Genomic DNA, 25,866 nt, shown 5'->3' with positions numbered 1-25,866 from the left:
GGGGAACTGCGCGACCAGCCACGGCCGGACCCGCAGTTCCCGTACAGCCGAACCCCCCACGGTCCCTACCTACCGGCGGAAGCCGGCCCTGCGGCGGACGGATGCGAACATCGCCGCCGCGCCGACCGCCAGCGCAGCCGCCCCACCCACCGCGAGGTACGCGGTCGAGTCGGACCCCCCGGTCTCGGCGAGGTTCGCCGACGCACCGGCGGGTTCGGCGCCGCCCCCGGACCCGTCGGCGGCCTCGGCCGCTCCGGCCGTCTCCTCGGCCTCGGCCCCGGAGTCGCCGCCCGCGTCGGTCCCGGAGTCCGAGTCCGACTTCGTGCCCGCGGCGGCCGTGACCGACGCCTGGGTCTTCGGGTCGTCGTCGCCGTGCCCGCCGTGTTCCACGGACGACTCGTCCGCGCCGTCCGCGATCTCCTCGTCGGACGGCGCCGACGCGGCCGGGGCCGCGGAGGCCTCCGCACCCGCGCCGCCCTCACCGAAGACGACGTCCGAGCAGGTGTAGAAGGCCTCGGGGGAATCGGAGCGCTGCCAGATCGAGTAGATGAGGTGGCGGCCCGACTTGACCGGGACGACCCCGCTGAAGACGTAGTCGCCGTTCTCCAGCTTCGGGTCGGTGACCTTGAGGAACGGCTTCGACTCCAGGTCCGACCACTTCAGCGGCTTCGTCGGGTCGTACCCGTCCTTGGTGACGTACAGCTCGAACGACCCCTTGTGCGGGGCGGTGCCCTTGTAACGGAAGGTGCGGTTGCCTGAGGTCAGCTGCGTGGCGGGCCAGTCGGCGCGGGCCAGGTCGAGCCCCTTGAACTTGTCGTTGGCCGCGCTGCACAGCTTCCCGTCGGGGATGATCTGCTTGGACTTCCCGGCGGCGTTGGCGATGTTGACGCCGTTCCAGTCGTAGAGGGCCTGCGTGCCGCCGGCCGCGACCGCCGCCTTGCAGGCGGCGGACTTCGGGTTCTCCGGACCCTCCGCGAAGCAGCCCGCGACCCGGCTCACCGGGTCCGTCATCGAGCCGTGGGCGACGGCGGGAGCAGCGGCGAGCGCGGTCAGGGCGAGCGGGGCGACGCCGACCGCGAAGACGGTGGCGAGGCGGGCGGCGGCTGCCTGGTGGCGAGCGGGCATGGGGGTACTCCTCGAAACGGATCTGGGGGGTGCCGGGGGTGCCTGTGATGCCTGGGGCGATCAGCAAGCTAGCCCCTCGAAACCGCAAAATCGCCTGCTGGGAGCGGGTGGAGGCGATCCTTATGGTGCCGTTAAGGGAGTGCTGAGACTGGGCTCAGGTAGGTACCGTTACGGGCATGGCAGACAGTGCGCGCGAGTCGGGGGTCCGGGGATCGATCCGGCCGGCCGTCCTCGCCGACGCGGCCGCCGTGCGGGCCGTGACCGATGCGGCGTACCGCCCGTACGTCGAGCGGATCGGGGTCGTGCCACAGCCCGTGCGGGCGGACCACGCGGCCGGGATCGCCGCGGGGCATGTGTTCGTCACGGGGGAGCCGGTGGCCGGGCTCGTGGTGGTCGAGGCGCACGAGGACCATCTGTTCCTCGACAGCGTCGCCGTCCACCCGGACGCCCATGGTCAGGGCGTCGGGCGGCGACTGCTCACCTTCGTGGACGCGCACGCACGGGCGCTGGGACTGGCCGAGGTCAGGCTCTACACGAACGCGCTGATGTGGGAGAACCGGCGGCTCTACCCCCGGTACGGGTACGAACTCGTCGAGCGTCGCGTGGACGGCCCCTACGACCGGCTCCACTACCGCAAGCGGCTCGCGATCTGACCGCGTCCGCCCTGGCCCGGGGGGCGTTCCGTGCCGGGGCGCTCACCCGTCCGGCCACCAGGTGCGATGGATGTCCTTCCGGACCTCCGGGCGCTCCGCCGGGCGCTGGTCGGCTTCCTCCCGTACACGACGGGAGTCCGACTTCTTCAGGGGCTTCTGCATGGTCATGCGGCGCATAGGGGCCTCCCTGCGGCTGGTCTGCCGAGTACCGCGTTCTCACGGAGTCAGACCATTTCCGGGAGGGTGACTCATCGGTGGCCGCTTGTCAGTGGCGGGTGTCACGTTTCATCAATGAGTCCACATGTCGGACATCTTGTCGGTTTGTACGAAGGATGGGTCCGAGTGGGGCCCGAACAGGGCGTCGGCCCGTTGTCAGTGGCGGGTGCCACTCTGGGTGCATGACGAGTGACAGCATTGGCAACAGCACTGGTGGAGAACGGTCCGGCGTCGACTGGGACGTGGCGGCCGACACCTTCGACGACGAGCCGGACCACGGGCTGCGGGATCCCGCCGTGCGCGAGGCATGGGCGGCCAGACTGCGCGGCTGGCTGCCCCGCGGCCCCTCCGATGTGCTCGATCTGGGGTGCGGCACGGGCAGCCTGTCGCTCCTCGCGTCCGAGGCGCGGCACCGGGTCACCGGCATCGACCTCTCACCTCGCATGGTCGGCCTGGCCCGCGCCAAACTGGCCGGGCGCGACGCCGCGTTCCTCGTCGGTGACGCGGCGGCCCCGCCCGTCGGGGAGCAGCGGTTCGATGCCGTCCTCGTCCGCCATGTGCTGTGGACGCTGCCCGAGCCCGGCCGCGTCCTGCGGCTCTGGCGCGGGCTGCTGCGCCCCGGCGGACGGCTCGTCCTCGTCGAGGGCGTGTGGGGGACGGTGAGCCCGGTCGGCATATCCGCCGACCGGCTGACGGCTCTGCTCGCGCCCCTCGCGGAGGACGTGCGCGTGGAGCGGCTGTCGGACGACTCCCTGCTGTGGGGCCGGGAGGTGGGGGACGAGCGGTATGCGGTGATCGCTGTGCCGTGAAGGGGCGGGCCGCGGGGCTACGGAGCTGCGGGGCTACAAGGATGCGAGGCTGCGGCGGCTAGGTCAGCAGCGCTTCGAAATCGCCTTCGTGGGCGCGGAGTTCGAGTGCGTCCAGGGCGGACCGGGCGGCGGACGCGGCCCGTGGATCCGTGGTCTCCAGGCCGCTCGCCGCGAACTCGTCCTCGTCGAGGCGCAGTACGGTCCCGCCGTCGGCGGAGCGCCACAGGTCCAGGTCGAGATCCTCGCAGACCACCTCGCGTGGCGTGCCGTCTGCCAGGGTGACCTCGGCCGGGCGGGTGATGTCGCAGTACCAGCCCTTGAGCGTGCCCTCGGCGTCGCGGACCTCCTTCACCGCGTACCAGCGGTCGCGCCAGTAGTGCTCGGTGAAGACGTCGCCCGGCTCGAAGCGTACGAAGCCGAAGTCGCGGACGCCGGCTCCCGCCCAGGCCGCGCGGACGACGACGTGCGTCCCGTCGTCGTGGAGCAGGTCGGCCGGGTACCGGATCTTCGTACGGCCGGCCTTGACCAGGACGATGTCCACGGCCTTCCGGCGTGCGGGATCAGCCGAGTTCGCGGACATGCTGTACCTCCGTGGCGCAGATCTCGTAACCGAACCACTTGTTGATCGCGAGCATCGGGCCGTTGCCCGAGTCGTTGCCCGTGAACGCCTCCGTGAAGCCGGCGGCGCGGGCGCGGTGCAGGGAGTCGGCCTTGGCGAGCTTGGCGAGACCGCGTCCGCGGTGGGCGCGGGCCGTGCCGGTCATCACCGTTCCGTACCGGGTGCGGCCGTCGGTGCGGGCTGCGCTGAACGCGGCGGGCCGGCCGTCCACGACCGCGACGGAGGTCAACTCCTGGCTGAGGAGAGGGTGGTGCCAGGTCTCCTTCAGCCACGCCTCGTAGTCGGTGAACTCGTGGGCGATGTCGCTCGGTTCGTCCGCGAGCGTCTCCGCGTCCAGTTCGAAGAGGGGGCGCGGGTCGTCGGCGTAGTCCGCCGCCGTGCGCAACTCCACGCCCGCGGGTGCCTGCGGGCGCGGGGGCAGGGGGCTGTGCGCCAGGTCGAGGCGGAGGAAGTGCGCGGAGCGGCTCGCGCGGTAGCCGCGCCGCTCGGCGAAGGAACGGTTCGCGGGTTCGTCGAGGACCCAGGCGAAGAGCTTCGTCGCGGACACCTCGGCGAGATGCTCCTCCGCGGTCCGTACGAGCAGCGTGCCGGCGCCGCGGCCCCGGCGCCCCGGGTGCACGTACACGTTCAGATAGGCCTGGCCCGGCTGCGGACTGTCGTACACGACGCCCGTGTGGGCCGTGCCGATGAGTTCGCCGTCCTCCTCGGCGACCAGCGGCCGGAAATGCGCGTCGGGGTGGGCGTGCGTGACGTCGTGGAGGACGGACTGCGGGGTGGAGAGCATGTAGGGGAGCGCCAGACGCCGGATGTGCGAGAAGCCTTCGGCGTCCTCGGCATCCTCGGTGCGGAGGTCGCGGACGATCACAGTCATGGAATCGCACGCTACGCGCGGGGTGCGGCAGGCCGCCTCTCATTTTCCGGCGGGTGCGGGACAATCGGCGGGTGACGCTGAAGATCGACATCGAGGACGGTACGGGGGTCGCGCCCTACGAGCAGGTGCGCGCCCAGATCTCCGAGCAGGCGAGGGCCGGGGTGCTGCCGGTGGGGTACCGGCTGCCCACCGTGAGGGGGTTGGCCGAGGAGCTCGGCCTCGCCGCCAACACGGTCGCCAAGGCGTACCGGGCGCTTGAGGCCGACGGGGTCATCGAGACGCGGGGGCGCAACGGCACGCTGGTCGCTGCCGCGGGTTCGGCCGCCGACCGTACGGCCGCGTCCGACGCGCAGGCCTACGCCGAGCGCGTACGGCGGCTCGGGCTGTCGGAGGCCGCCGCGCTCGCCGCGGTACGGGACGCGCTGCGCGCGGCTTATGGGGAGTCCGGCTGACGGGTGGGGCGCGGCCGTCGCCCCACCGCCCTGCCCGGCCACCCCGGCCGACCGCCGCGGCCGGGTCCCGGGCGGCGGCCGGTGGCCGGTGGCCGTGGCCTGCACGGACCGAGCGGGCAGACGTGGATTCGGCACCGCCGGGATCCGCCGCGGTGGTTGCTCGCCGTTGCGGCGGGACTCCACGGCGGTGCTGGTGAGTGGGTGGGGGCTAGAGGTACAAGCCTGCCTCCGTGTCGGTCCGTTGGTCCGGGACCGATGTCGGGGTGGTGCCTCTGCGTAGGGCGTACAGCTCCGCCAGCGTCGCGCCGTCCCGGCCCACGCCCTCCTCCGTGCCCAGCCAGGCCGTGGACTCCCGGCGGGTCAGCGGGCCGACCTCGATGCGGGCGAGACAGCGGCCCGGGCGGACCACCGCGGGGTGCAGGCGCTCCAGGTCCTCGTTGGTGGTGACGCCCACCAGGACGTTGCGGCCCTGGCCCAGCAAGCCGTCCGTGAGGTTGAGCAGCCGCGAGAGCGCCTGACCCGCCGTGTGCTTGGCCTCGCCGCGGATCAGTTCGTCGCAGTCCTCAAGGAGGAGCAGCCGCCAGCGTCCCTTCCCCGAGCCGTCCTCCTCGCCGATGGCGATGTCCATGAGGTAGCCGACGTCGGAGAACAGGCGCTCCGGGTCCAGGACGCAGTCCACCTGGCACCAGTCCCGCCACGAGCGCGCCAGCGTACGCAGCGCCGACGTCTTGCCCGTGCCCGGCGGACCGTGCAGCAACAACAGCCGGCCCGCGATGTCCTCGGGCGTGGTCTTCATCAGCCCGTCCATGGCGTCCGCCACCGGCGCCGTGTAGTTGCCGCGCACCTCTTCCCACGTACCCGCCGAGATCTGCCGGGTCGTGCGGTGCGGGCCGCGCCGCGGGGACACGTACCAGAACCCCATCGTCACGTTCTCCGGCTGCGGTTCCGGCTCGTCGGCCGCGCCGTCCGTGGCCTGGCCGAGGACCTTCTCGGCCAGCTCCTCGCTGGTCGCGGTGACCGTCACGTCGGCGCCGCGGTTCCAGCGCGACACGAGCAGCGTCCAGCCGTCGCCCTCCGCGAGTGTCGCGCTGCGGTCGTCGTCGCGGGCGGACCGCAACACCCGGGCGCCCGGCGGGAGAAGGGAGACCCCGGACCGTACGCGGTCGATGTTCGCCGAGTGCGAGTGCGGCTGCTCGCCCGTCGCGAAGCGGCCGAGGAACAGCGCGTCGACGACGTCCGACGGTGAGTCGCTGTCGTCGACGTTGAGCCGGATCGGCAGCGCGTCGTGCGGGTTGGCAGACATGCCGACATGATCCGTCACACGGACGCCCCGTGCATCCGGTTTCCGCGTTGCGTCCACGGGCGTCCGCGAGTGGGTCCGGACGCTGTCCTGTTACACGGCTGTGGTGTTCCGGAAGCTGTTCCGCCGCTGACGCGCGCGGTTACTGTTGTCCTTGATGGCACGTCATGGGTGGAATTCGGGGGCTCGGCGGTGGCGCTTCACCGCTCTGCTCGGCGTGGGTGTGGCCGCTCTGGCCCTGGTCCTGACCCTGATCCACACCCTGCCGGGAAGCGCGGGGAGTGAGGCGGGCACGACCCGCGACGGCGACAAGGTGCACGGCACACCGTCCGTCCCCCCGGCGCCGGAACCGGAAGTGGGCTGGGGGTTCACCCACACCCAGTACAGCGCCGACGAGGGCAGCGCGGCGGCCACGAAGCGGGTGGAGCGGCGCCTCGGTGAGCAGTCCCCGCCGCAGATCCAGCACATCATGGGCTGGGGCGCCGACAACCCCGAGCCGGTGAAGGGGCGTTACGACTTCGAGGCGATGGACCGCCGGATCGACTTCGTCCGTGCGACGGGCGGCACGCCGGTCGTCACGCTGTGCTGCGCGCCGGACTGGATGAAGGGCGGCAAGCCCGGCTCCGACCGCACCGACTGGAGCCAGGCGGCGCTGGAGACGGCTCCGGACCGCGCCCACTACAAGGACTACGCGGCTCTCGCCGCGACTGTCGCCAGGCGTTACCCGGACGTGCGCCACCTCATCGTGTGGAACGAGTTCAAGGGTTTCTGGAACGACTCCGCCGCCCGCTGGGACTACGAGGGCTACACGGAGTTGTACAACCTCGTCTACAAGGCGCTCAAGAAGGTCGACAAGGACATCGAGGTCGGCGGGCCCTATCTGGTCATGGACAGCGTCGACCCCCGCCAGAAGGAGGACGCCTCGCCCACGGTGCGGGGCAGTTGGGGCGCGCTGGACCAACGCGTTCTCGACGCCTTCGACTACTGGAACAAGCACAAGGCGGGCGCGGATTTCGTCGTCGTCGACGGGTCCAGTTACACCAGGGACGACGAGCTGCTGCCCGACGAGTTCGCGGCGACCGGGAAGTTCACGGCCGTGAGCCGGTGGGTCCGGTCGCGGACCGGTGATCTACCGCTGTGGTGGGCCGAGTACTACGTGGAGCCCGCGGACCGCGACGACGTACGGGACGGGTGGTCCGAGTCGCACCGGGTCGCCGTGCACGCGGCCGCGTTGATCGCCATGGCGCGGGGCGGGGCCACCTCCGGTTTCTACTGGAATCCGGAGACGGAGAAGGGGGGCGGGTGCGCGGGGTGTCTGTGGACGCCCACGGATCGTTCCTCGGGGGGTGAGCCGTTGCCGATGCTCGGCCTTCTCTCCCGGTTCGGGGCGGAGTTCCCTCCCGGGACGCGGTACGAGTCGGTGGCTGTCGCGGCGGACGATCGGGCCAATGTGCGGGTTCTTGCGTCGGACCGGGTTGTTCTTGTGGTGAACACGCTGGGGCGCACGATCAGTGCGGAGGTTGATGGGAAGCGGTTCGCCATGGGCGCGTATGAAGTGAAGTGGGTTCGCCGGTAGGCCGGTAGGTCGGTAGGGGGCGGGGCGGGGCGGGTCGTGTGTCGGCTGCGGGCCGGTGGGGGCTTGTCGCGCAGTTCCCCGCGCCCCCAAGGGCGAAAGCCCAAAAGATTGCGCAGTTCCCCGCGCCCCCGATCGGGGGCGCGGGGAACGGCGCAATCTTTTCGCCTTGGCTCAAGCCATCGTCAGGAATCTCTGGATCAGGGACGCCAGCAGCAGAGCCAGTAGGGGCAGCGAGAACCAGAAAGTCGACTGCAGCCACAGGTGCTGGCGCACGCTCGGGCGTACGGCCACCCGTACGACCTCCCGCGTCGCGAGCAGCGCGATCAGCGCGACCGCCGCGAGCGCCCCCACCACCGACCAGGGCGTCCAGGTCACCTGCGGACCGATCGGGCCGGGGTCGGCCTTGGCGACCTTGCCGCTCGGCTGCTGCCGCAGGGCGTACAGGGACACGTCCTCGTTCACGAAGACCTTGCGCAGTTCCTGCCGTGCGTCGAGGTTGCGGATGAGCCGGTACTCGTACGTCTTCGAGTAGCCGATGTCCAGCTGCAGGTACGTCACCTGGCTGCGGTTGATCATGAGGTACGAGTTCGGGCCCGCGTCCTTGAGCGCCTTGACCAGGCTCGACACCAGCACGGGATCGGCGGGCGCGAGCGTCGGTACGTAGTTCACCTTCTCCATGTCCCGCTCGCCCCACGGCATCGCCGGGGTCACGTTGTTGACCGTGTCGTTGCTCAGCCACAGCACCCGCGTGGTGGGCTTGTCGTGGGCGTACACGTACTCCATCGCGGCGACCTCGCCCGGCCTGATCCGCTCGAACGGCTCGTTGCCCCAGCGGGCCACCAGGAAGCCGCCCACCAGGACGAGGCCCACCAGCAGTGCGGCGAGCGGTGCGAGGCTCACCCGGTCCTTGTCGCGTTCGTCCGCGGTGACGCCGGTACGCGGGAAGAGCGCGAGGCCGGCGAGCAGGGCCGCGCCCGGCAGGGCGAACATGAAGACGCGGAGTGCCATCTCGCCGCCGTACGACTGCATGCCGAAGCCGAGGAACGGGACGAAGGTGAGGACGAGCAGCGACCGTTCGCGGTACTTGTGGTCGCGTCGGCGCCACCAGCCCCAGCAGGCCAGCGCGAGCACGCCGCCGGCCAGTGCCACGCGGGCGTAGAGGACGAGTGTGTGGGACGAACTGCCCTCGCCGATACGGCCGGAGACCGAGGACGAGACGTTGTCGCCGACCCCGCCGACGCCGCCGAACAGTTCGCCGAAGTGGCCCGACCAGTACGGCTCGGCGAGGAAGCCGATCCACACGCTGACCACGACGGCGAACAGGATCGGCAGCCCCCGCAGTTCGGAGCGGCCGGCCAGGACGAGGGCCGCGAGGACGCCCAGCATCACGAACGGCGTGAGCTGGTGGGCCGGCACGGTCGCCATGAACAGGCCGATCAGCACCATGAGCAGTACGGCCCGTTCGCGTCGGCCGGTCGGTTCGACCTCCAGTTCGCCGGGCCGCATCCTCGTCCACAGCACCCGTGGCGCCCGGAACCACACCAGGAGGATCGCCACGAAGACCAGGTAGAGGAGATAGGTGAAGCCCTGCGGGGAGAAGTAGTCCTGGCCCACCCAGCCGCTGAGCACGAAGATCCAGATGCCGGTCCACTGAGCGCGCCAGCTCGCCCGCATATGGCGTACGAGCAGGAACAGCGGTGCCAGGTAAAGGAGTTGCATGGCCGTCGGCCACCAGCGGATGACCTCGGTGAGGTCGTCGACCCCGCAGGCCTTCGAGAGGAACGCCGCCGCCGCGAAGAAGCCGGGCCAGCTCCAGCGGGCGTCCAGGTCGGGGACGGCCGAGCCGGTGCGGTCGATGTAGTCGATGAACCCCAGGTGCTGCCAGGCCGTCGCGAACCGCGGCTCGGTCTCGATCACGGCGGGCAGCGCGTGCAGCGACACCACGGTGGCCAGCAGGGTGACCATGAGCAGGGCCTTGTGCTCGCGCCCCAGCCAGAGCAGCGAGGCGAACACCAGGACCAGCAACCCGGCGCCGACCAGGGTCGGTGTGGGCAGGACGGAGATCAGGCCGAGCCCGCCCATCCGGTCGAGATCGCGTTCCCCGAGCTCGGACGCCGGTACCCAGTACAGGACGAGCGCGGCCGTCAGCAGACAGCCGAGCAGCACCCCGAGGCGGGTCGGCCGCAACCGCTGCCACCCGGCGGCCGGCGGCTGTGACGGTCCGGGCCCGTCCGCCTCCCGTACGGCTCCGGACGCGCCGCCCGTGCCGGACGCGCCTGCCGCGCGTACGCCCTCCGGTTCCTCGGCGATGCCGCCGACCGGTGGGTCGAAGGGGGCGTCCACCTCGATCTCGGACGGGCTGAGGGAGGTCTCCGAACCCGGTTCCCGCCGCTCGACGGGAAGGCCCAACTCCAACCGGGAGGAGGGGTGTTGCTCTGGAGCCCGGGGTGCCTTCAGCGCCCAGGTCGGCCGGTGGTCCGGCCGGTGGTCCGTGCGGTGGTCCGAGCGGTCATCCGGCCGAGAGCCGGGCCGAGGGACCGGCGTACGGCTCGGCGGGCGGCCCGGTCGGTCGACCGCGGGTATGCCCGCCGGGGGTGTCCCCGGACCGGGCCGTACGTCCGGCCGCCGCTCCAGGTGGTCGAAGTCGAGCTGGACACCGAGCGCCAGCGTGTCCGTGTCCAGGCGCTGCGCCCAGGCCGGACCGCGCCCCTTCCGTGGCCCGTCCTTCCTCGCCCCGTCCTTCGCCGGCCCGTCCTGTTTCGGTCCCGGCACCTCGCGGGTGCCCAGGTCCGCCAGGTCACCGTCGGGCGCCGCGTCCCCGGAGGCTTCCTCGGGCGGCGCGGTCATGACGATCCGGTAGAGGCGCGGGGCGGCGAGCAGCACGATCACCGCGAGACTGGAGATCTCCGCTACGCCCGCGCCGGTCAGTCCCATGCGGGGCAGCAGGATCACCGTCAGGCCGAGGACCAGTACGCACAACAGGCCCTGCAGCCAGGCGAGTCCGCCGGTGCGGCTCTGGGCGCGCAGCACCGCGAAGTACGTCTCCATGACGACCCGCAGTACCGCTCCGACCGCGAACCAGCGCAGCAGTGGCGTCGCCGCGTCCGCGTACCCCTGGCCGAACACGCCGAGGATCCAGGGGGCCCCGAAGAACAGCACCCCGGCCACCGGCAGCATGATCCGTGCCATCCGGCGCAGTGCCGCCCGGGTGTTCGCGGCGAGCCGTGCCGGGTCGTGCGAGCCCTCGACGGTCAGCGAGGCGCCCATGTTGATGGCGAGCAGGTTGACCGTGCCGCCGATGGTGGTGGTGATGTAGAAGTACGCGTTGTCGGCGGAGCTGACCTGCGAGGCGACGATCACCGGGACGAGGTAGACGACGGCGAGAGAGAACAGCGAGCCCGTGTAGTCGCCGGCCAGGAACCGTCCGATCTCCCGCATGGTGGGCGTTTCGGCGCCCTCCGCTGTCGCCTCGACGTGCCGGGGGACCAGCCGCCGGAACACCAGCCAGCCCAGCGGCAGCACGGACACCGCGATGGCCGCGACCCAGGACACGAAGACACCCATGGTCGGGATCGCCGACGCGAACGCCACGAGCAGCGCCAGCTTGACCGCCGAGAACACGGTGTTGCCGACGGGCACCCACAGCGCGCTGCGCAGCCCGGTCAGTACGCCGTCCTGGAGGGTCAGCACCGACCAGGCGACGACCGACAGGACGAAGCAGATGCCGATGAGCGGGTCGTGCAGGAAGCGGTACGAGGATCCCCAGAGCCCCAGCGTGAGCAGGAAGACGCCGGCGGCGAGCGCCACGACCACCGAACTGCCCAGGTAGGTACGGAGGATGAGCCGGCCGGTGCCGCGTCCCGCCACCGGGATGAACCGGGCCAGGGCGCCCGTCAGCGTCACCGCGGTGAGGCCCGCGAGGAGTTTCATCGCGGCGATCGCGGCGGAGCCCTGCCCGACCGCCGACTCGGAGTAGTACCGGGCGGCGGCCAGCCAGAAGCCGAGCCCGAGGACGGCCGAGATACCGGTGTTCAGCATCAGGGCGTAGGCGTTCCGGAACAGCTGGCTGCCTCCGGACGACGGCCCGAGCCGGGGCAGGCGCAGGCGCCGCCCGGACCGTTCGGGTGGATCGGGCGCGGGGGTGTCGGCTTCGGCCGTGGTCGTGTCAGACACGGGAACGGATGGCCTTCCGGCGAACCTGTCGTGCTCTGCGGACCATGGAGTACCCCTTGGTGAGGGCACGGTCCCTGGCGAAGATACGGGCGATCGCGCGGCCCTCGACGAGCCGCTCGAACTCCTCGATCCCGGTGCTGCGGCGCACGGTGACCCGCCGCAGCGCGTACGGTCCCTGGCGGCGCCGCGCGAGGGCGTTGCCCACGGCGAGCGACTGGGTGAAGCCCGCCTCGCGCACGGCCCGGCGCACCCGGCGGCTGGAGTAGCCGTACGGGTACGCGAACGACGCCGGGAGCACGCCCAGTTCGGCGGCGATGATCTCCCGGCAGTGCCGCAGTTCGTAGCGCAGGGCGTCGTCGGGCAGCTGGTCCAGCTGCGGATGCGTATGGCTGTGGCCGCCGATCTCGACACCGGAGGAGCCCAGTTCGCGCACCTGGTCCCAGTCGAGCATGACGTCGAGGCCGCCCCCGGTGTCGTACTCCCCGCGCAGCCAGCCCGTCGACACGAACAGCGTGGCCGCGAAGCCGTGCCGGGTGAGCACGGGCAGGGCGTGCCGGTGCACGCCCTCGTAGCCGTCGTCGAAGGTGATCAGTACGGGGCGTTCCGGCAGGGGTGCCGACTCGCGCCAACTCCCGGCGAGCAGGGCGGTGTCGACCGGGGTGAAGCCCGAGCCGCGCAGCAGTGCCATCTGTTCGGCGAACGCCTCGGGTGTCACGGACAGCGTGCGGGTGGCGTCGTTCGGCGCCTTCGCCACCGAGTGGTACATGAGGATCGGCACGCGCGGCTCGGGTGATCCACTCATGGTTCGGCCCCCTCGGTCCGCTCGATCGCGTCGGTCCCCCCGGTCCGGCTGTTCCGCTCGATCGGGAGCGCCGCGAACGTGGTTCCGCCCCTGCGCGCCCGGACGCTCCCGAGTGCGTAGCCGCCCGCCGCCGTCACGACTCCGGTGACGATGGCGGCGGCCCGGCCCGCGCCGCCGGGGCGGGCGAGCAGCGCGTCGCGCAGCCCGCGCGCGACTCCGGCGGGCAGCACACGCGTGGTGTAGCGGCGCTCCGACTCAAGTCCCTTGCCGGCCCCGACGCTCCGGGCGACCAGGGCCTTGGACAGACCTTCGGCGTACGTACGGGTGCGGAAGTACGCGAAGTGCTCGCGTGTCTCCGGCACCCGGTGGTGGATCACCGCCCGGTCGTCGATCAGCAGGACGGCGTCCGGCCGGGCCCGGGTGAGCCGGATGCACAGCTCCGTCTCCTCGCAGCCCAGCGGACGTCTGTCGCCGTCGCGCCCGATGCCGGTCGCGAAACCGCCCGCCGCGTCGAAGGCCGTACGGCGGAACGAGGCGTTGCCGCCGAGTACGTTGCGTACCCGGACCCGGCCGGGCGGCAGCCCCTTGTACGTGCAGCCCACCACCCAGTCGAACTCCGCGGGGAACCAGACGGGCCGGCGGCCCGACGCCCAGATAGGCATGGTCCGGCCGCCGACCGCCATCACCAGCGGATCCTCGTACCCCTCGGCGAAGTGGCGGAGCCAGTCGCGCTCGGCCACCGCGTCGTCGTCGAGGAAGGCGATGACGTCGCCGCGGGAGGCGGCGATACCGGTGTTGCGGCCCGCGGACAGGCCACGGGGGCCCGCGTTGGCGAGCACCCGCACCTCCCCGGCTCCCTCGTGCTCCTCGCGTTCGTTGTACTCCTTGTACTCCTTCGCCAGCCGGTCCAGGAGTGTCTGGTTGTGATCGACGACCAGCAGGGTCTCCCTTGCGGGCCGGGACTGCGCCCGCACCGAGGCGACCGCCGCGAGAATGTCCTCCCAGCGGTCCTCGGTGTAGACACAGATCACCACTGAGATGTCCGGAGCGCTCAAGACGCTTCTCCCGTACCGGAGCCGAGCGTGAGCGCACGCGGGCGGCGGCGCAGCGAGCGCCGGTTGGAGCGCTCCTTGAGGATCACCTTGAGCACCCGCAGTCCGTCACGCACGGCCCGCAGATTGCTCGCGCCGTGGATGCGGACGTACTCGTGGCTCGGTATCTCCTGGACCTTCAGCCCCGCCTTGACCACCCTGATGTTCATCAGGGTCTCCACCTCGAAGCCCGTGCAGTCGAGGTCGATCTTGTCCAGGCAGTGCCGCCAGAACGCGTTGTATCCGTAGCAGAGATCGGTGTAGCGCGCGCCGAACTTGCGGTTGACGACCGTGCACAGCGCCCAGTTGCCGAGCTTGCGGATCGGTGTCATGTCGTCCGTGCCGCCGCCGTTGGCGAACCGCGAACCCTTCGCGAAGTCGGCCCCGGAGACCAGCGCGGAGACGTAACTGACGATCTCGTGACCGTCGGCCGAGCCGTCCGCGTCGACCATCACGATGATGTCGCCGGTGCACGCCTCGAAACCGGTGATCAGTGCGTCGCCCTTGCCCTTGCCGCGCTGCTCGATGACCTTGACGTCGGGCCACAGCTCGCGGGCGACGGCCACGGTGTCGTCGGTGGAATTCCCATCGACGAGCACCACTTCGTGAATCCACTGCGGAAGTGTCTTGAAGACGAACGGGAGATTCTCCGCCTCGTTCATGGCGGGAATCACGATGCTCACCGGCGGCGCTATGGCCAGGTGAGTTGATATGGGCCGGTACGTGCTGGCAGTGATCTGATCCTGAATCTGACCTTGAAACTCATTCCTGAGCTGGTCCTTGATCTGATCTTGTCCCGAATCCGCCGGGCGCAGAAAAGAAGTCATTGAGTCCGGTCCCTCTCGTCCGGTGGACCGCCCGCCCCTGGGCGGTCCGGTTCTTTGTCCGGTTCGAAAGGGGGGTTTCTCACTCACGGCATGCCGAAATAGATCTCCGTCCACGCCGGGTGAGCTGGCATAACTGGCCGACTGTCTGGGTCGGTCTCGCGGCACGGCTCGGCACAGTTGCGGTCACCGAGCACGGCACCCCCCTACCGCGCCCCGCGCCGGGCCCTCGTCGCGATCTTGAGCCCTCCCCTAGATCGCATATGCACTGATGGACCGATGCGGGTGAGATGTACGACGGTATTGATGATTGAGACGCTATGGCAAGACCTGGAACATGGCCTCACGTTTTTGTTGTTTTGGCCGTTACTCAACCGCCCGAACGGATCTTCCCCATCCGTTTGAGCATCTTGTCGGCCGGCTCGAACAACTCCGGCCTCCCCAGCACCGCATTGCGCAGAGCGCGGACGGGGGCGCGCCGCGCCCGGTGTCCGAACGCCACGGGATGGCGGCGCGCAACCCACCCTTCGGACACGGTGAGTTCCCGTGTCTTCAGGGAGTCCTTGTATTCCTTCTGACCCCGGCCGAGATCCAGATAGGCAATGCCGTCGGCGGCGGCCGCCTCGGCCATGCGCAGATGCAGGATCAATCCCGGGGAGTATTTCGAGAACTCCGGGTCGTAGGCGGGGAACCAGCACGCCAGGACCCGCTCGGAGCGCAGTCCGAAGTGCGCGGCGATCGGCCGGCCGTCGGCGTAGAGCACCGACAGGAGCCCGGCGAACGACTCGGAACGGCTGTGGAAGAGCTGCTGTGCCAGCCGGGTGATCCAGTCGTGCGCGAAGCGGTCGCTGCGCCCGGTCCTGCGGTACTGCGCCGACTTCCAGCGCATCAGCGTGCTCAGCACCTCGGGGTCGCGCTCGTCGTGCACGTACCGCACGTCCGCGTGGTCACGGCCCAGCTTGCGCTCCTTGGCGAGCGTGGTCCGGGTGAACTTCGGCGACCGGGCGCGCAGTTGGGTCAGAAACGCCTCGTAGCCGCGGTCCACGTCGATGACGGGGGACGGGAAGGTGCCGGAGGCTCCGGCCTCGAACGGCGTCTGGCCTTCCGCCAGGTGGTCGAACTCCCACACGGAGAGCCCACAGGCCCGCAGCAGCTCCCGGGCGTCCCAGGTGAAACCGGGGCGGTGGACCAGCCCCTGGCAGTCCGAGATGCCCAGGCCGATCGCGCGGCCGACGCCCGCGGCGGTGGTGTGGAAGGGGAAGAACGCGGCGGGCTCGCCGTTCTCCCTGATGACCGCGATCCGTACGCCGCGCCGGCAGCGGCCCACGGCCAGCGTGAACTCCGGGGACAGGAACGGGTTCGCGAGTTCCGGTGTGTCGTGCAGATGGGCCTTCGACTGGAAGGCCGTCCATGCCGACCGGTCGGCGGAGGTCAGTTCGCCGGGGCGGTACACGCTGATGGCCACGTCGTTCACGTCGTCCACGTCAGGAGACCCGTCTTCTCGCCGTACGGCCGCGCAGGCGCCGTACCAGGACCAGCAGGAGAATGAGGGAACTGAGTGCGGCCACGGCCGCGATGCCGCCCGGGACCGACCACCGGTGCACGGCGAGCATGCCCTGGGCGACCAGAAGATTGACAGCTACCGCTGCCGACAGGGACGCCAGGACGCGGCCGACCGGTTCCAGGTTCCGCAGGGCGATCGCCACGGTGGCGGCGGGGGCGGCGAGCAGGAAGAAGAGCGTGAACGGGGCACGCAGGGGGGAGTCGATGTCGGCGAGGGCCAGTACGGCGCCTACGCCGGCGATCGTGGTGGCCGCTCCCGCGAGCAGGGGGAGCAGGTCCCTTGCCGGGGTTCGCGCCTGTCGTAACCGCTCTTCGCCGTCCGGGTCGGGCGGGTGTGATGATGATGACTTGATACCTATGGTCTGCATGGGCGACTTGCCCCCTGAAGCGCCGGATGCCGGGCTTCAATGTCGCGCAGCTGTCCGGGGGCAGTCAAGCCCTGTGGCGGCTGCCGGCGCGTGAAGGGGGGTTGTCTTTCGCCCGCGGGCCGGTGGGGGCGGGCCGCGCCGTTCCCCGCGCCCCTGAAGGGGTGCGGGGAACGGCGCGGTCTTTGGGGTGCGGGTTGGTTACGGGACTATCTTCAGGAGGCGGTTGGGGGAGCCCGTGCCGGGGGACGTGACCTTGCCGGTGGTGGCGCCGTTCACCAGGGCCGTGGCGACCTGGGCAGGAGTCGCCGAGGTGTGACCGGCCAGATACACCGCCGCCGCGCCCGCGACATGCGGCGTCGCCATCGACGTACCGGAGATCGTGCTCGTAGCCGTGTCGCTCGTGTTCCAGCCCGCTGTGATCGACGACCCGGGCGCGAAGATGTCCAGCACCGACCCGAAGTTCGAGTAGCTGGCCTTCGCGTCCGTGCTGGTGGTCGCCCCGACAGTGATCGCCGCGGCGACCCGGGCCGGCGAGTACGACGAGGCGTTGGCGCTGCTGTTGCCCGCCGCCACCGCGTAGGTCACCCCGCTCGCGATGGAGTTGGACACCGCGGCGTCCAGCGTGGAGGACGCGCCCCCGCCGAGCGACAGGTTGGCCACCGAGGGACCGCTGTGGTTCGCGGTCACCCAGTTGATGCCGGCGATGACGCCCGCGGTGGTGCCGGACCCGGCGTTGTCGAGCACGCGGACCGCCACGATGTTCGCCTTCTTGGCGATGCCGTAGGTCGAGCCCGCGATGGTCGTGGCGACGTGCGTGCCGTGACCGTTGCCGTCGGAGGCGACGGTGTCGCCGTCCACGGCGTCGTAGCCGTAGCTGGCCCGCCCGCTGATCTGCGAGTGCGTGATGCGTACGCCGGTGTCGATGACGTACGCCGTCACTCCGCTGCCCGCCGAGTCCGGGTAGGTGTACGTGCCGGAGAGCGGCAGTGACGCCTGGTCGGACCGGTCGAGACCCCAGGGCGCGTTGGACTGGGTGGTGTCGCTCGCCCGCACGATCTGGTTCTGCTCGACCGTGGCCACCGACGGGTCGGCGGCGAGTCTGCGGGCCTCGGCCGCGGAGAGGTTCGCCGAGTAGCCGTTCAGCGCGGCGCCGAACGTCTTCGCGACGGTGCCGCCGTATCCCTTGATGAGGCTCTTGCCCTGGGCCGACGAGGCCTTGAAGCCGGCGCCCTTCTTGAGCGTGACGATGTAGCTGTCCTTGACGGCGGTGGGGGAGTCCGTCGCCAGGACCCGGCCCTCGGCCGGTGCGGCCTGGGCGGGGAGGGCGGTGACGGCGCCGAGCAGGGCGGCGGTCACCACGGAGGTCGCCGCGGCGATCCGGATCTTCTTGCTACGCAGCTGTGCCATTACGAGGGATTCCTCCTCATAGGCGGCGCGCGCCTGGGATGGGGCGCGCGTCTGTGGGGGGTGCGCACGTGATTGCGCGCACAGCCAGGAGCGTCGCGTTCCGCTACCGGTTGAGACATCAGCGTGATCGATCTACGGGCGTAGCTCAAGGGAGTTGAGGGTATGTCACATGTCTGTCATGAGCACGCAATCGAACGTGTGGTGAACGCCAGGAAGAACTACCTGCCTGTCCAGAAAAGTCTTGGCATGAACACTTCCTGGCGACACGTGCGGCTGGTACCAAAGTCACGGCAGAGATCCTGCTAAAGGGAGGTTCCATGAGACGTTCCCGACTTACGGCATACGTGACCTCACTTCTCCTCGCCGCCGCCTTCGCCCTCACCGGGGCAGCGACGGCCCAGGCATCCGAACAGGCCGCCGCCACGGGCTATGTGGCCCTCGGCGACTCCTACTCCTCCGGCGTCGGCGCGGGCAGCTACATCAGCTCAAGCGGCGACTGCAAGCGCAGCACGAAGGCCTATCCCTACCTGTGGGCGGCCGCGAACTCACCCTCGTCCTTCGACTTCACCGCTTGCTCGGGCGCTCGTACGAGTGATGTTCTGGCGAACCAGCTGGGCCCGCTCAACTCCGGCACCGGCCTCGTCTCGATCTCCGTCGGCGGCAACGACGCCGGTTTCGCCGACGTCATGACGACCTGTGTCCTGCAGTCCGAGAGCACCTGCGTCGCCCGCGTCAACACGGCGAAGGCGTACGTCGACTCGACACTCCCCGGCAGGCTCGACTCGGTCTACTCGGCGATCAGCGCCAAGGCCCCGGCGGCCCAGGTGGTCGTGCTGGGCTACCCCCGCTTCTACAAGCTGAGCGGCAGCTGCCTGACCGGTCTCACCGAGACGGAACGGGCCGCCATCAACGGCGCCGCCGACCACCTGGACAGCGCCATCGCCAAGCGCGCCGCCGACCACGGCTTCACGTTCGGTGACGTACGCCCCACCTTCACCAACCACGAGATCTGCTCCGGCAGCGCCTGGCTGCACAGCGTCAACTGGTTGAACATCGGCGAGTCCTACCACCCGACCGCCGCCGGTCAGTCGGGCGGCTACCTGCCCGTCTTCACGTCCGCGGCCTGACCGCCCCGTTCGGAGCCAGTGCCTGCGGAGAACCGGAGCCGGAGGTCCCGCCCGTCGGGGCCTCCGTCTCGCACGTCACCGAGAACGGCACCTGGTTCGACTCCGTCCGCTGCGGGCTGCGGACCTCCACACCGATCTTGTTCGTGAGCGTCCCGGACGTGTCGTACGTCGTCAGGACGACCGTGTTCTGCTTGGTCTTCCCGCCGCCCTGCGGGAACGAGAGCGTCTTCCAGCCGGGGTCGGACACCTCGCCGGTCTCCGTCACCCAGCGGTACTGCACATCGACCGGTACGACGCCCACGGTGAACGTCGCCGTGAAGGTCGGAGCCTCCGCCTCGGGCGGCGGGCAGGCGCCGGTGTAGTCGGTGTGCGAGCCCGAGACCGTCACCTTCACGGACTGGGTGGGCGCGGGCGTCGTACTCCCGCCGCCCGTGGTCGAGCCGCCGTCCGACCCGCTCGTACCGGAGTTCTCCGTCGTCGAGCCGCCGTCGGTGCCGCCCCCGTCGCTCCCGTTGCTCGCGCCGCTGTCGTTCCCGCCGGTCGAGCCGCCGCTCGTGGTCCCGCCGTTCGAGCTCTTGGCCCCGTTCCCGCCGTCGCCCCCGTCGCCGCGGTTGATCAGCGCGTAGCTCAGGCCCGCGATGGCCAGGGCGAGAGCGGCCAGCCCCGCGATCATCACGATCATGGCGCGCCGGGGACGGTCGGGCTGCGCGGCCGTCGTCGTGGCGGTCGGACTCTGCGGGCCGGGGGAGGCGGGCGAGTACGCCGGCACCGGGGACGGTCGGGTCGCGTCCCGCTGGTCCGCCTGCGGGAACGCGGCGACCGTCGGAGAGTAGGGGAGGGGCCCCGTACGGGGCGTACCGCCGGCCGAGACGAGCCGCAGATCCCGCTCGGCGTCCTCGGCGGACATGCGTTCCGCCGGGTCCTTGCGCAGCAGCCCTTCGATGACCGGAGCGAGCGGGCCCGCCCGCAGCGGCGGCGGCAACTCCTCGTCGACGACCGCGCGCAGGGTGCTGAGCGGGGTGTTCTGCCGGAACGGCGAGTTCCCCTCGACGGCCGCGTACAGGAGCACACCGAGCGACCACAGGTCCGACTCGGGCCCCGGCGTACGCCCCAGCGCCCGCTCCGGGGCGAGGAACTCCGGCGAGCCGATCACCTCGCCGGTCATGGTGAGCGCCGAACTGCCCTCGACGGTGGCGATGCCGAAGTCGGTGAGCACGATGCGGCCGTCGTTCGACAGCAGGACGTTGCCCGGCTTCACGTCCCGGTGCAGGACCCCCGCCTCGTGCGCGGCCCGCAGCGCGGCGAGCACCTCCGCGCCGATGTGGGCGGCGCGCTGAGGAGGCATCGGGCCCTCCGCGTCCAGCGCGTCGGACAGTGCGATCCCGCGGATCAGCTCCATCACGATCCACGGGCGGCCGTCCTCCGTCGCCACGTCGTAGACCGTCACCACATTGCGGTTCGAGACCCGGGCCGCGGCCCACGCCTCACGCTCCAGGCGGGCGTACATCCGCTCGACGTCGGGGCCCGGCAGCCCGCCCGGGGCCCGTACCTCCTTGACGGCGACCTCGCGGTGCAGCACCTCGTCGCGGGCCCGCCACACCGTCCCCATCCCGCCCTCGCCCAGCGGCGAGAGCAGGCGGTATCGGCCGGCGATCACGCGTTCACTGCCCGGTTCTTCGGACACGGGCGTCCCCCATTCGCATCCGCACGATTCTGAACAAAAGTAGCTCAACCGAGTGCGGTTGCCGCCCCCTTGAGCACCAGTCCGACCCCGAGGGCCACGACGACGAACGCGGACCCCAGGGGCACGGTCCTGCGTACCAGCGCGACCACCGGCCCGTCGGCCCAGCGTGAGCGGGTCGCCAGCACGTGGCTCACCCCACTGCCCAGCTTGACCACGGCGACCCCGGCCGCCGTGAGGGTCAGGGCGAGTCCGACGCCGAACGCGAGGACGAGCAGCAGCCCGAACCAGGCCTTGCCGAGGGCGGCGGCGCCCACCAGGACGACGACGGCCGACGGACTCGGCACCAGCCCGCCGGCGAAGCCGAGCAGGATCGTGCCGCGCAGGGTCGGCGCGATCTCGTGGCTGTGGGTGAAGCCGCCATGGGTGTGGGTGTGGGTGCGGGAACGGCCGTCACCGTGGTCGTGGGAGTGGCCGTCCTTCTCGGAACGGCTGTGCGGGGGCGGTTCCAGGAGGGCGGCGGCGGTGCCGTGCCCCGAGGTCCGGGCCGCACCGCCGGCGTGGGAGTGCGCGAGTACGGGCCGACGCTCGTGGACGCCGGCCAGGGCGTTGTCGTGCTGGTGGGTGTGCCCGGTACCGTGCTCATGCCCCTGACCATGCTCGTGCTCGTGCGCGTGCCCAGCCTCGTGCGTGTGCGCGTGCCCGCCTTCGTGTGTGTGCTCGTGTGCCGGAGCGTGCGCGTGGGCAGGGGCTCGGTTCCGCCAGGCCCGTCGTACGAGGGTGAGGCCGGCCGCCATCACGAGGGCGCCGCTCGCCACGCCCAGCCAGGTCACCACGGAGGGCGCCGCCGCCGAGCCGGCGGTGACCAGGAGGCCCAGCGCCGCGACGCCGAGAGTGTGGGTGATGGTCACCGACGCAGCCAGGGGCAGGACGTCGCGCATACTCGCCCGGCCGCCGCGGGCCGCGGCCGTCGCGGCCATCAGCGTCTTGCCGTGCCCCGGCGCGAGCGCGTGCAGCGCGCCGAGGAGGACCGCGAGCGCCAGGGCCAGCAGGGCGAAACCGAAGGTCAGGTCCTGGCGGGAGACCAAGTCGTCCAGCGCCCGCGTGAAACGGTCGGCGCCGCGCGGCAGCACGGACGAGGCTGGCGCGTCGGTGTTCTCCTCGACGAGCGCGGGGCCGCCGGGGCGTACGCGCAGTGAGGCGGACGCGGTGTCCGCCGGGGACGACAGCAACTCCGCCGGGTACTGGGTCAGTTCACCCGATATGGACTTCTCGGGTACGTCGGACGACGTGAGCGTCATCCGGTCGCCGCGTGCCGTGACCTCGCGCCAGCCCGGTCCGTCGTCCACGGAGGCACGGAAGCGCAGCGCCGGGTTTCCGTCGGGCAGCGCCGCCGTCCAACGGCACTCCACCCGCAGTGTCTTGAGCCCTGCCTGCCCGGGACGCACCTGGGCGCGGCTCTCGCCGACGGTCAGCGCGGCGGGCTTCCCGCCCACGGTCACCCGGCTCCTCCCGGCCGCCGTCTCGCACCGCTCCCGCGCCCAACTCCCCATGCCCGCCTTGTCGATGGCGGGCTGCGCCTGGGTCGCCGGGATCTCCGCGAGGTCCTCCACATGCAGGACCCGGAGCTCTCCGGGTGCGACGACGAGACCGTCGTACCGGTTGACGGTGAAGTTTCCCAGCGGGTGCGCCGAGGCCGTCCCGGAGGGGATCAGCACGAGCGCGCAGGCGGCCATGAGCACGGCGGCGCAGGACCCGTACGCGCGGCGGCGCACGGACGACCCACGGTTGCCGGTGAGGCGGGAGCGGAGCCCGCGCAGTACGGCGGCGCTCACCGCGCACCGCCCAGGGCGGTCAGGGCCTTCTCGGCCTGCTTCGCGCCCACCGGGGAGAAGCCGGGGTTGAGTTCGAGAGCCGACGACAGGCTGCCGCGGGCCTCCTTCTCGTGGCCCGTGGCGCGTTCGATCATGCCGCGGTGGTAGAGGAACGTGGCGTCGCGGTAGCCGGTCGCCGTGGCGCGCCGGGCGTAGGGCAGGGCCTCGTCGTCTCGGTCGTTGACGTGCAGGGCCCAGGCGAGCGCGTCCGCGGTGTGCACGGTGTGCCGGCGCTCCCACTCCGCGCGGGCGGCGCGCAGGGCGGCCTCGCGGTCGCCGTGGTCCGCCGCCGCGAGGGCGGTGTCGAGATCGGCGTTGACGCCGTTGGCGCGGGCCAGTGAGGTCCAGGCGTCGACCAGCGCGTACTGGTCGCGGGCCTTCGCCGGGTCCCCCTCGTCGTCGCGCGCCTCGTACAGTTCGCCGAGCACGACCAGCGGGCCCGGCAGCGGGAAGCGCGCCACGACCTCCTCCATCCCGCGGATGGCTGCCGCCCGGTCGCCGTTCGCGGCCTGTGCGCGGGCGCGGCCCTCCAGCGCCGGCAGATAGGTCCTGTCGGCCCGCAGCGCCCGCTCGTAGTACGTCAGCGCGGTCCCGTAGTCGCCCTCGCGCCAGGAGAGCTGGCCCAGCGAACCCGCCACGTACGCGATGTCGCCGGGCGCGGTGGCACCGGCCAGCGCCTGCTTCAGGACACGGCGTGCCGTTCCGATGTCGCCCCGCAGCTCACGCACATAGGCGTACCGGGTGAAGACCGGGACGCCCGGGCGGCGGGAGTCGGCCTCGTCGGCGGCCTTGGCCGCCTCCTTGTAGCGGCCCAGTTCGACCAGGGCGTCGACGCGGACCGACAGCGCGCGCTCGTTGAAGGCGTTCTCGTCGAGTGCCTTCTCCGAGAAGGCCAGCGCGTCGGGGAACTCGTGCCGGGCCGCGGCCAGCGCCGCCCGGCCCGCCAGCGCCGGATCGTTGTCGGGGCTCAGCTTCAGCGACCGCTCCAGCGCGCGCTGCGCCTGCGGATAGCGGGACGGGTCGCCGTTGGTGCGGGCCTGTTCGACATACGCCATGCCCAGCGTGGCCCAGCCGCCCGAGTCCTTGGGCTGCGCCTTGAGATGGGACTGCAGTGCGGAGATGCCCGAGGCCAGGCTGCCGCCCGCGAGCAGTTCGGGATTGAGGCCGGGCGCCGACGACACCGTGCCGGTGCGGTCGCCGTCCCTGTTGCCCAGCACCACGGCCCCCGCGGTCATCGCGACGGCGAGAGCGACGGCGCAGGCCGCGAGCTGCAGCGCCCGGGACCGCCCGGATCCCCGGCGCTCCCCGGGCGTCGGCCGAAGCTGACCGTCGGTCCCGGCTGTCCCCGCCGTCCCGGCCGCCCCTGCCGGTTCGACCGTCCCTGCCGCCTCGGGCGCCTCGGCCGAACCTGCCGTCGTGGCCGTGGTGGCCGTCCCGGCCGGGTCGGCAGGTGTCTCAGCCGTCCCGGCCGGGTCGGCGGCCTCGTCGACGAGGTCCCTCTCCTGCGCGTCGTCGTTGCTACGCGGGGACATTGCGCTCTCCTCAATCGCCATGCTGGAAAAGGTGGTTCACGTGATGGTTGTGTTCGCCGCGGTGGGTGGCGCGGCCCGTGCGCCGTGGGGGACGGTTACGCACGGACCGCGCCAGTCAGGGATGCCGGTCAGCAGTCAGGGATGCAGGCCGGCCGCGGTCAGTACGACCGGCGGCGGCTGCGCCACCAGAGCAGACCCGTGCCGACGAGCAGGAACCCGGCCGCGCCCGAGGCCGCCGAGACGGCGATCAGCGTGGTGTCGTCCATACCGCCCGTGCCGGTCGTACCGGCGGGCTGCAGCGCGTCACCGAGCTGGTTGCGGACGTCGTTGGTACCGGTCGTGCCCTTGGCCAGCGGCCCGCGCGAACCCGAGGTCGGCTGACCGACGTACGGGAACGCCTTCTCGAACTTCACGTCGTTCTTGTCGACGGCGTCACCGAGGTCGTTCTTGGAGCCGACCAGTTCGCCCTCGACGACCTGCAGCGCGATGTCCAGCACGTCGTCGCCGAGGCGGCGGCCGTTCGGGAAGCCCGCGTTGTCGCCGTCCAGCACACCGAGACGCTTCTCCTCGGCGGCCGGCTTGGTGGAGGTGTTGAGACGCAGCATTTCCGAGGGACGCACGTTCGGGGGCTGGTTGAGGCCTTCCACGCCCTTCAGGAACACGTCGACGAGGTCGTTGCGGGGCTCGTCGGGCGCCTCGATCTTGTAGATCGCCTCGATGAGCTTCGGCAGCTCGGGCTCCGTGACGTTCTTCAGGAAGTCACCGTCGTTCCAGGGCGCGGACGCGTTGAACTTGTCCTTGTCCTTGATCGGGTTGACGACCTCGTTCACCAGCGGCATACCGAGGCGCGAGACCTGGCGGTAGTGGCCGCTCGCGTTCTTGCGCTGCGTCGTCGACCAGATGCCCACGATCGGCTGGTCGGCCGACTCCTGGATCACGTCGTTGGGGAGCTGGAGGGCGACGGAGTTGACGTTGTAGCCCTTGAGGGTGTCGTTGCCGACCTCGGACAGGTTCCCGCCGTACAGCAGGTCGAAGACGCGCAGGTCGAGGAAGAACGGGTCGTCCGCCTGGCCGGCGAACGTGGTGGCCCCGCCCGGCAGTTCGTGCACGGCCTGGGAACGGAGCTTGGCGTAGTCAGGCATGGACGCCTTGCCGACGTTGGACGGCGCGACCGCCACGTCGTCCGCGTACTTCGTCTTCTTGACCAGGTGCTGGTCCTTGAGCTGCAGCAGGTCTATGTCGTACGTCTGCGTGATGTTGAGGTCCGGGTCGTCGAGGCTCTCGACCGGGCCGGTGTTGTACAGGAACGTCTTGTCGTTCTTGACATGCGTCTCGAACGTGTACCGGAAGACCAGTTCGCCCTGCGCGTCACCGTTGTTGTCGATGTGCAGGTCGTACTGGGCGTCCTCCGCGAACGGGAAGAAGTTCGGTCCGCCGGCCGGCTCCTCGAACGGGATCCAGTTGGCGATGATGGTCGTCGTATCCGGTTTGTCGGGGCTCGCGAACGCGTACACGTCCGTGTTGTCGTACTGCGGCTGCCCCGAGATGAGCGGAGCCTCCCGGTGACTGGAGGCGCTCGCCGCCCCCGGTTCGAGCGCACTCACGCCGACGGCCGCGAGCCCGCCGGTGGCCAGCGCACCGCAGACAAGGGTCGCGAGGCTCCTGCGTCCCACGAACCCGCTGGTGAAAGGTGTCATGCCGTCCGTCCTCTGTCCCAAAGCTGTGTTCCGGCGGTGATGTGGCGGGAGCGACCTGTCGAGTGGTTCGCCCCCACGCTCGTACCGCGTCGGTGGGTGATGCCTG

At 71.2% G+C, this 25,866-nt stretch carries 21 protein-coding genes; 5 read left to right on the top strand and 16 right to left on the bottom strand.

The genetic code is table 11. The features are described 5' to 3' along the window. Nucleotides 1–69: 69 nt before the first annotated feature. A complete protein-coding gene (locus C6Y14_RS36295) occupies nucleotides 70–1,125 on the bottom strand; it encodes a lytic polysaccharide monooxygenase auxiliary activity family 9 protein (protein ID WP_107021145.1) in 1,056 nt (351 codons plus the stop codon). 176 nt (nucleotides 1,126–1,301) lie between these two features. On the opposite strand from C6Y14_RS36295, the gene C6Y14_RS36290 reads away from it, so the two are divergent. Continuing rightward, nucleotides 1,302–1,778 carry a GNAT family N-acetyltransferase gene (locus C6Y14_RS36290; RefSeq protein ID WP_107021144.1) on the top strand — a complete coding sequence of 159 codons (477 nt, stop codon included), beginning with the start codon at nucleotides 1,302–1,304 and terminating at the stop codon, nucleotides 1,776–1,778. Nucleotides 1,779–1,820: 42 nt separating this feature from the next. Here the strand turns inward: C6Y14_RS36290 and C6Y14_RS45610 are convergent, their stop codons facing one another. After that, entirely contained in the window at nucleotides 1,821–1,955 is a 135-nt protein-coding gene (locus C6Y14_RS45610) for a hypothetical protein (protein WP_107021143.1), read from the bottom strand. 221 nt (nucleotides 1,956–2,176) lie between these two features. On the opposite strand from C6Y14_RS45610, the gene C6Y14_RS36280 reads away from it, so the two are divergent. Further along, nucleotides 2,177–2,803 carry a class I SAM-dependent methyltransferase gene (locus C6Y14_RS36280; RefSeq protein WP_107021142.1) on the top strand — a complete coding sequence of 209 codons (627 nt, stop codon included), beginning with the start codon at nucleotides 2,177–2,179 and terminating at the stop codon, nucleotides 2,801–2,803. 58 nt (nucleotides 2,804–2,861) lie between these two features. On the opposite strand, the gene C6Y14_RS36275 is transcribed toward C6Y14_RS36280, so the two are convergent. Together C6Y14_RS36275 and C6Y14_RS36270 are read right to left on the bottom strand one after the other, a co-directional pair. Then, nucleotides 2,862–3,383 carry a DUF402 domain-containing protein gene (locus C6Y14_RS36275; protein WP_107021141.1) on the bottom strand — a complete coding sequence of 174 codons (522 nt, stop codon included), beginning with the start codon at nucleotides 3,381–3,383 and terminating at the stop codon, nucleotides 2,862–2,864. Next, a complete protein-coding gene (locus tag C6Y14_RS36270; protein ID WP_107021140.1) occupies nucleotides 3,364–4,293 on the bottom strand; it encodes a GNAT family N-acetyltransferase in 930 nt (309 codons plus the stop codon). Before C6Y14_RS36270 ends, C6Y14_RS36275 begins: the two co-directional genes overlap by 20 nt. A 71-nt stretch (nucleotides 4,294–4,364) precedes the next feature. Here C6Y14_RS36270 and C6Y14_RS36265 point away from each other — a divergent pair, with 71 nt between their 5' ends. Continuing rightward, nucleotides 4,365–4,745, top strand: coding sequence for a GntR family transcriptional regulator (locus tag C6Y14_RS36265; RefSeq protein ID WP_199854984.1), 381 nt, complete (start codon nucleotides 4,365–4,367; stop codon nucleotides 4,743–4,745). Nucleotides 4,746–4,953: 208 nt separating this feature from the next. Here C6Y14_RS36265 and C6Y14_RS36260 read toward each other — a convergent pair whose 3' ends face one another. Next, nucleotides 4,954–6,048, bottom strand: a complete 1,095-nt coding sequence (locus tag C6Y14_RS36260) for a DUF5925 domain-containing protein (protein WP_107021138.1) — start codon at nucleotides 6,046–6,048, stop codon at nucleotides 4,954–4,956. A 154-nt stretch (nucleotides 6,049–6,202) separates the two neighbouring features. Between C6Y14_RS36260 and C6Y14_RS36255 the strand changes: the two genes are divergently transcribed. Continuing rightward, nucleotides 6,203–7,621 carry a GH39 family glycosyl hydrolase gene (locus C6Y14_RS36255; protein ID WP_107021137.1) on the top strand — a complete coding sequence of 473 codons (1,419 nt, stop codon included), beginning with the start codon at nucleotides 6,203–6,205 and terminating at the stop codon, nucleotides 7,619–7,621. Nucleotides 7,622–7,792: 171 nt separating this feature from the next. Here C6Y14_RS36255 and C6Y14_RS36250 read toward each other — a convergent pair whose 3' ends face one another. From C6Y14_RS36250 to C6Y14_RS36220, 7 genes are all read right to left on the bottom strand, one after another. Beyond that, nucleotides 7,793–11,794 (bottom strand): lipopolysaccharide biosynthesis protein, encoded by a 4,002-nt coding sequence (locus C6Y14_RS36250; RefSeq protein ID WP_107021136.1) that lies wholly within the window; start codon nucleotides 11,792–11,794, stop codon nucleotides 7,793–7,795. Beyond that, complete coding sequence (locus tag C6Y14_RS36245; RefSeq protein ID WP_199854983.1) at nucleotides 11,787–12,596, bottom strand: polysaccharide deacetylase family protein; 810 nt, start codon at nucleotides 12,594–12,596, stop codon at nucleotides 11,787–11,789. Before C6Y14_RS36245 ends, C6Y14_RS36250 begins: the two co-directional genes overlap by 8 nt. Continuing rightward, on the bottom strand, nucleotides 12,593–13,651 hold the full coding sequence (locus tag C6Y14_RS36240) for a glycosyltransferase family 2 protein (protein ID WP_107021134.1): 1,059 nt from the start codon (nucleotides 13,649–13,651) through the stop codon (nucleotides 12,593–12,595). Before C6Y14_RS36240 ends, C6Y14_RS36245 begins: the two co-directional genes overlap by 4 nt. Then, nucleotides 13,648–14,514: a glycosyltransferase family 2 protein gene (locus C6Y14_RS36235; RefSeq protein ID WP_225891455.1), complete on the bottom strand. Its 867-nt coding sequence runs from the start codon at nucleotides 14,512–14,514 to the stop codon at nucleotides 13,648–13,650. Before C6Y14_RS36235 ends, C6Y14_RS36240 begins: the two co-directional genes overlap by 4 nt. A 367-nt stretch (nucleotides 14,515–14,881) precedes the next feature. Next, nucleotides 14,882–15,976, bottom strand: coding sequence for a GNAT family N-acetyltransferase (locus tag C6Y14_RS36230; protein ID WP_107021225.1), 1,095 nt, complete (start codon nucleotides 15,974–15,976; stop codon nucleotides 14,882–14,884). Between the two features lie 19 nt (nucleotides 15,977–15,995). Further along, nucleotides 15,996–16,442: a hypothetical protein gene (locus C6Y14_RS36225; RefSeq protein ID WP_225891454.1), complete on the bottom strand. Its 447-nt coding sequence runs from the start codon at nucleotides 16,440–16,442 to the stop codon at nucleotides 15,996–15,998. A gap of 198 nt (nucleotides 16,443–16,640) precedes the next feature. After that, nucleotides 16,641–17,849: a S8 family peptidase gene (locus tag C6Y14_RS36220; RefSeq protein ID WP_107021133.1), complete on the bottom strand. Its 1,209-nt coding sequence runs from the start codon at nucleotides 17,847–17,849 to the stop codon at nucleotides 16,641–16,643. A 317-nt stretch (nucleotides 17,850–18,166) separates the two neighbouring features. Here C6Y14_RS36220 and C6Y14_RS36215 point away from each other — a divergent pair, with 317 nt between their 5' ends. Next, a complete protein-coding gene (locus C6Y14_RS36215) occupies nucleotides 18,167–18,976 on the top strand; it encodes an SGNH/GDSL hydrolase family protein (RefSeq protein WP_107021132.1) in 810 nt (269 codons plus the stop codon). Here C6Y14_RS36215 and C6Y14_RS36210 read toward each other — a convergent pair. The 4 genes from C6Y14_RS36210 to C6Y14_RS36195 all read right to left on the bottom strand — a co-directional run bounded on the left by C6Y14_RS36210 (nucleotide 18,960) and on the right by C6Y14_RS36195 (nucleotide 25,760). Then, nucleotides 18,960–20,660, bottom strand: coding sequence for a serine/threonine-protein kinase (locus tag C6Y14_RS36210; protein WP_107021131.1), 1,701 nt, complete (start codon nucleotides 20,658–20,660; stop codon nucleotides 18,960–18,962). The two genes, C6Y14_RS36215 and C6Y14_RS36210, sit on opposite strands and share 17 nt — an antisense overlap. Before the next feature lie 44 nt (nucleotides 20,661–20,704). Next, nucleotides 20,705–22,393 (bottom strand): urease accessory protein UreH domain-containing protein, encoded by a 1,689-nt coding sequence (locus tag C6Y14_RS36205; protein ID WP_107021223.1) that lies wholly within the window; start codon nucleotides 22,391–22,393, stop codon nucleotides 20,705–20,707. Between the two features lie 95 nt (nucleotides 22,394–22,488). Next, complete coding sequence (locus C6Y14_RS36200) at nucleotides 22,489–24,063, bottom strand: tetratricopeptide repeat protein (protein ID WP_107021130.1); 1,575 nt, start codon at nucleotides 24,061–24,063, stop codon at nucleotides 22,489–22,491. Nucleotides 24,064–24,221: 158 nt separating this feature from the next. After that, nucleotides 24,222–25,760, bottom strand: a complete 1,539-nt coding sequence (locus tag C6Y14_RS36195) for a DUF4331 domain-containing protein (protein ID WP_107021129.1) — start codon at nucleotides 25,758–25,760, stop codon at nucleotides 24,222–24,224. Nucleotides 25,761–25,866: the final 106 nt, after the last annotated feature.

This window comes from Streptomyces dioscori, from assembly GCF_003024195.1.
In the GTDB taxonomy this organism is placed as follows: Bacteria; Actinomycetota; Actinomycetes; order Streptomycetales; family Streptomycetaceae; genus Streptomyces; species Streptomyces dioscori.
This window is presented reverse-complemented; position numbering and strand designations above follow the sequence as displayed.

What these genes read in the sequence shown, in the direction of transcription:
- C6Y14_RS36280 (WP_107021142.1), top strand. Translation starts at nt 2,177, where the DNA reads ATGACGAGTGACAGCATTGGCAACAGCACTGGTGGAGAACGGTCCGGC.
- C6Y14_RS36260 (WP_107021138.1), bottom strand. Translation starts at nt 6,048, where the DNA reads ATGTCTGCCAACCCGCACGACGCGCTGCCGATCCGGCTCAACGTCGAC.
- C6Y14_RS36255 (WP_107021137.1), top strand. Translation starts at nt 6,203, where the DNA reads ATGGCACGTCATGGGTGGAATTCGGGGGCTCGGCGGTGGCGCTTCACC.
- C6Y14_RS36200 (WP_107021130.1), bottom strand. Translation starts at nt 24,063, where the DNA reads ATGTCCCCGCGTAGCAACGACGACGCGCAGGAGAGGGACCTCGTCGAC.
- C6Y14_RS36245 (WP_199854983.1), bottom strand. Translation starts at nt 12,596, where the DNA reads ATGAGTGGATCACCCGAGCCGCGCGTGCCGATCCTCATGTACCACTCG.
- C6Y14_RS36270 (WP_107021140.1), bottom strand. Translation starts at nt 4,293, where the DNA reads ATGACTGTGATCGTCCGCGACCTCCGCACCGAGGATGCCGAGGACGCC.
- C6Y14_RS36195 (WP_107021129.1), bottom strand. Translation starts at nt 25,760, where the DNA reads ATGACACCTTTCACCAGCGGGTTCGTGGGACGCAGGAGCCTCGCGACC.
- C6Y14_RS36295 (WP_107021145.1), bottom strand. Translation starts at nt 1,125, where the DNA reads ATGCCCGCTCGCCACCAGGCAGCCGCCGCCCGCCTCGCCACCGTCTTC.
- C6Y14_RS36215 (WP_107021132.1), top strand. Translation starts at nt 18,167, where the DNA reads ATGAGACGTTCCCGACTTACGGCATACGTGACCTCACTTCTCCTCGCC.
- C6Y14_RS36205 (WP_107021223.1), bottom strand. Translation starts at nt 22,393, where the DNA reads ATGGCCGCCTGCGCGCTCGTGCTGATCCCCTCCGGGACGGCCTCGGCG.
- C6Y14_RS36235 (WP_225891455.1), bottom strand. Translation starts at nt 14,514, where the DNA reads ATGACTTCTTTTCTGCGCCCGGCGGATTCGGGACAAGATCAGATCAAG.
- C6Y14_RS36220 (WP_107021133.1), bottom strand. Translation starts at nt 17,849, where the DNA reads ATGGCACAGCTGCGTAGCAAGAAGATCCGGATCGCCGCGGCGACCTCC.
- C6Y14_RS36275 (WP_107021141.1), bottom strand. Translation starts at nt 3,383, where the DNA reads ATGTCCGCGAACTCGGCTGATCCCGCACGCCGGAAGGCCGTGGACATC.
- C6Y14_RS36225 (WP_225891454.1), bottom strand. Translation starts at nt 16,442, where the DNA reads ATGCAGACCATAGGTATCAAGTCATCATCATCACACCCGCCCGACCCG.
- C6Y14_RS45610 (WP_107021143.1), bottom strand. Translation starts at nt 1,955, where the DNA reads ATGCGCCGCATGACCATGCAGAAGCCCCTGAAGAAGTCGGACTCCCGT.
- C6Y14_RS36290 (WP_107021144.1), top strand. Translation starts at nt 1,302, where the DNA reads ATGGCAGACAGTGCGCGCGAGTCGGGGGTCCGGGGATCGATCCGGCCG.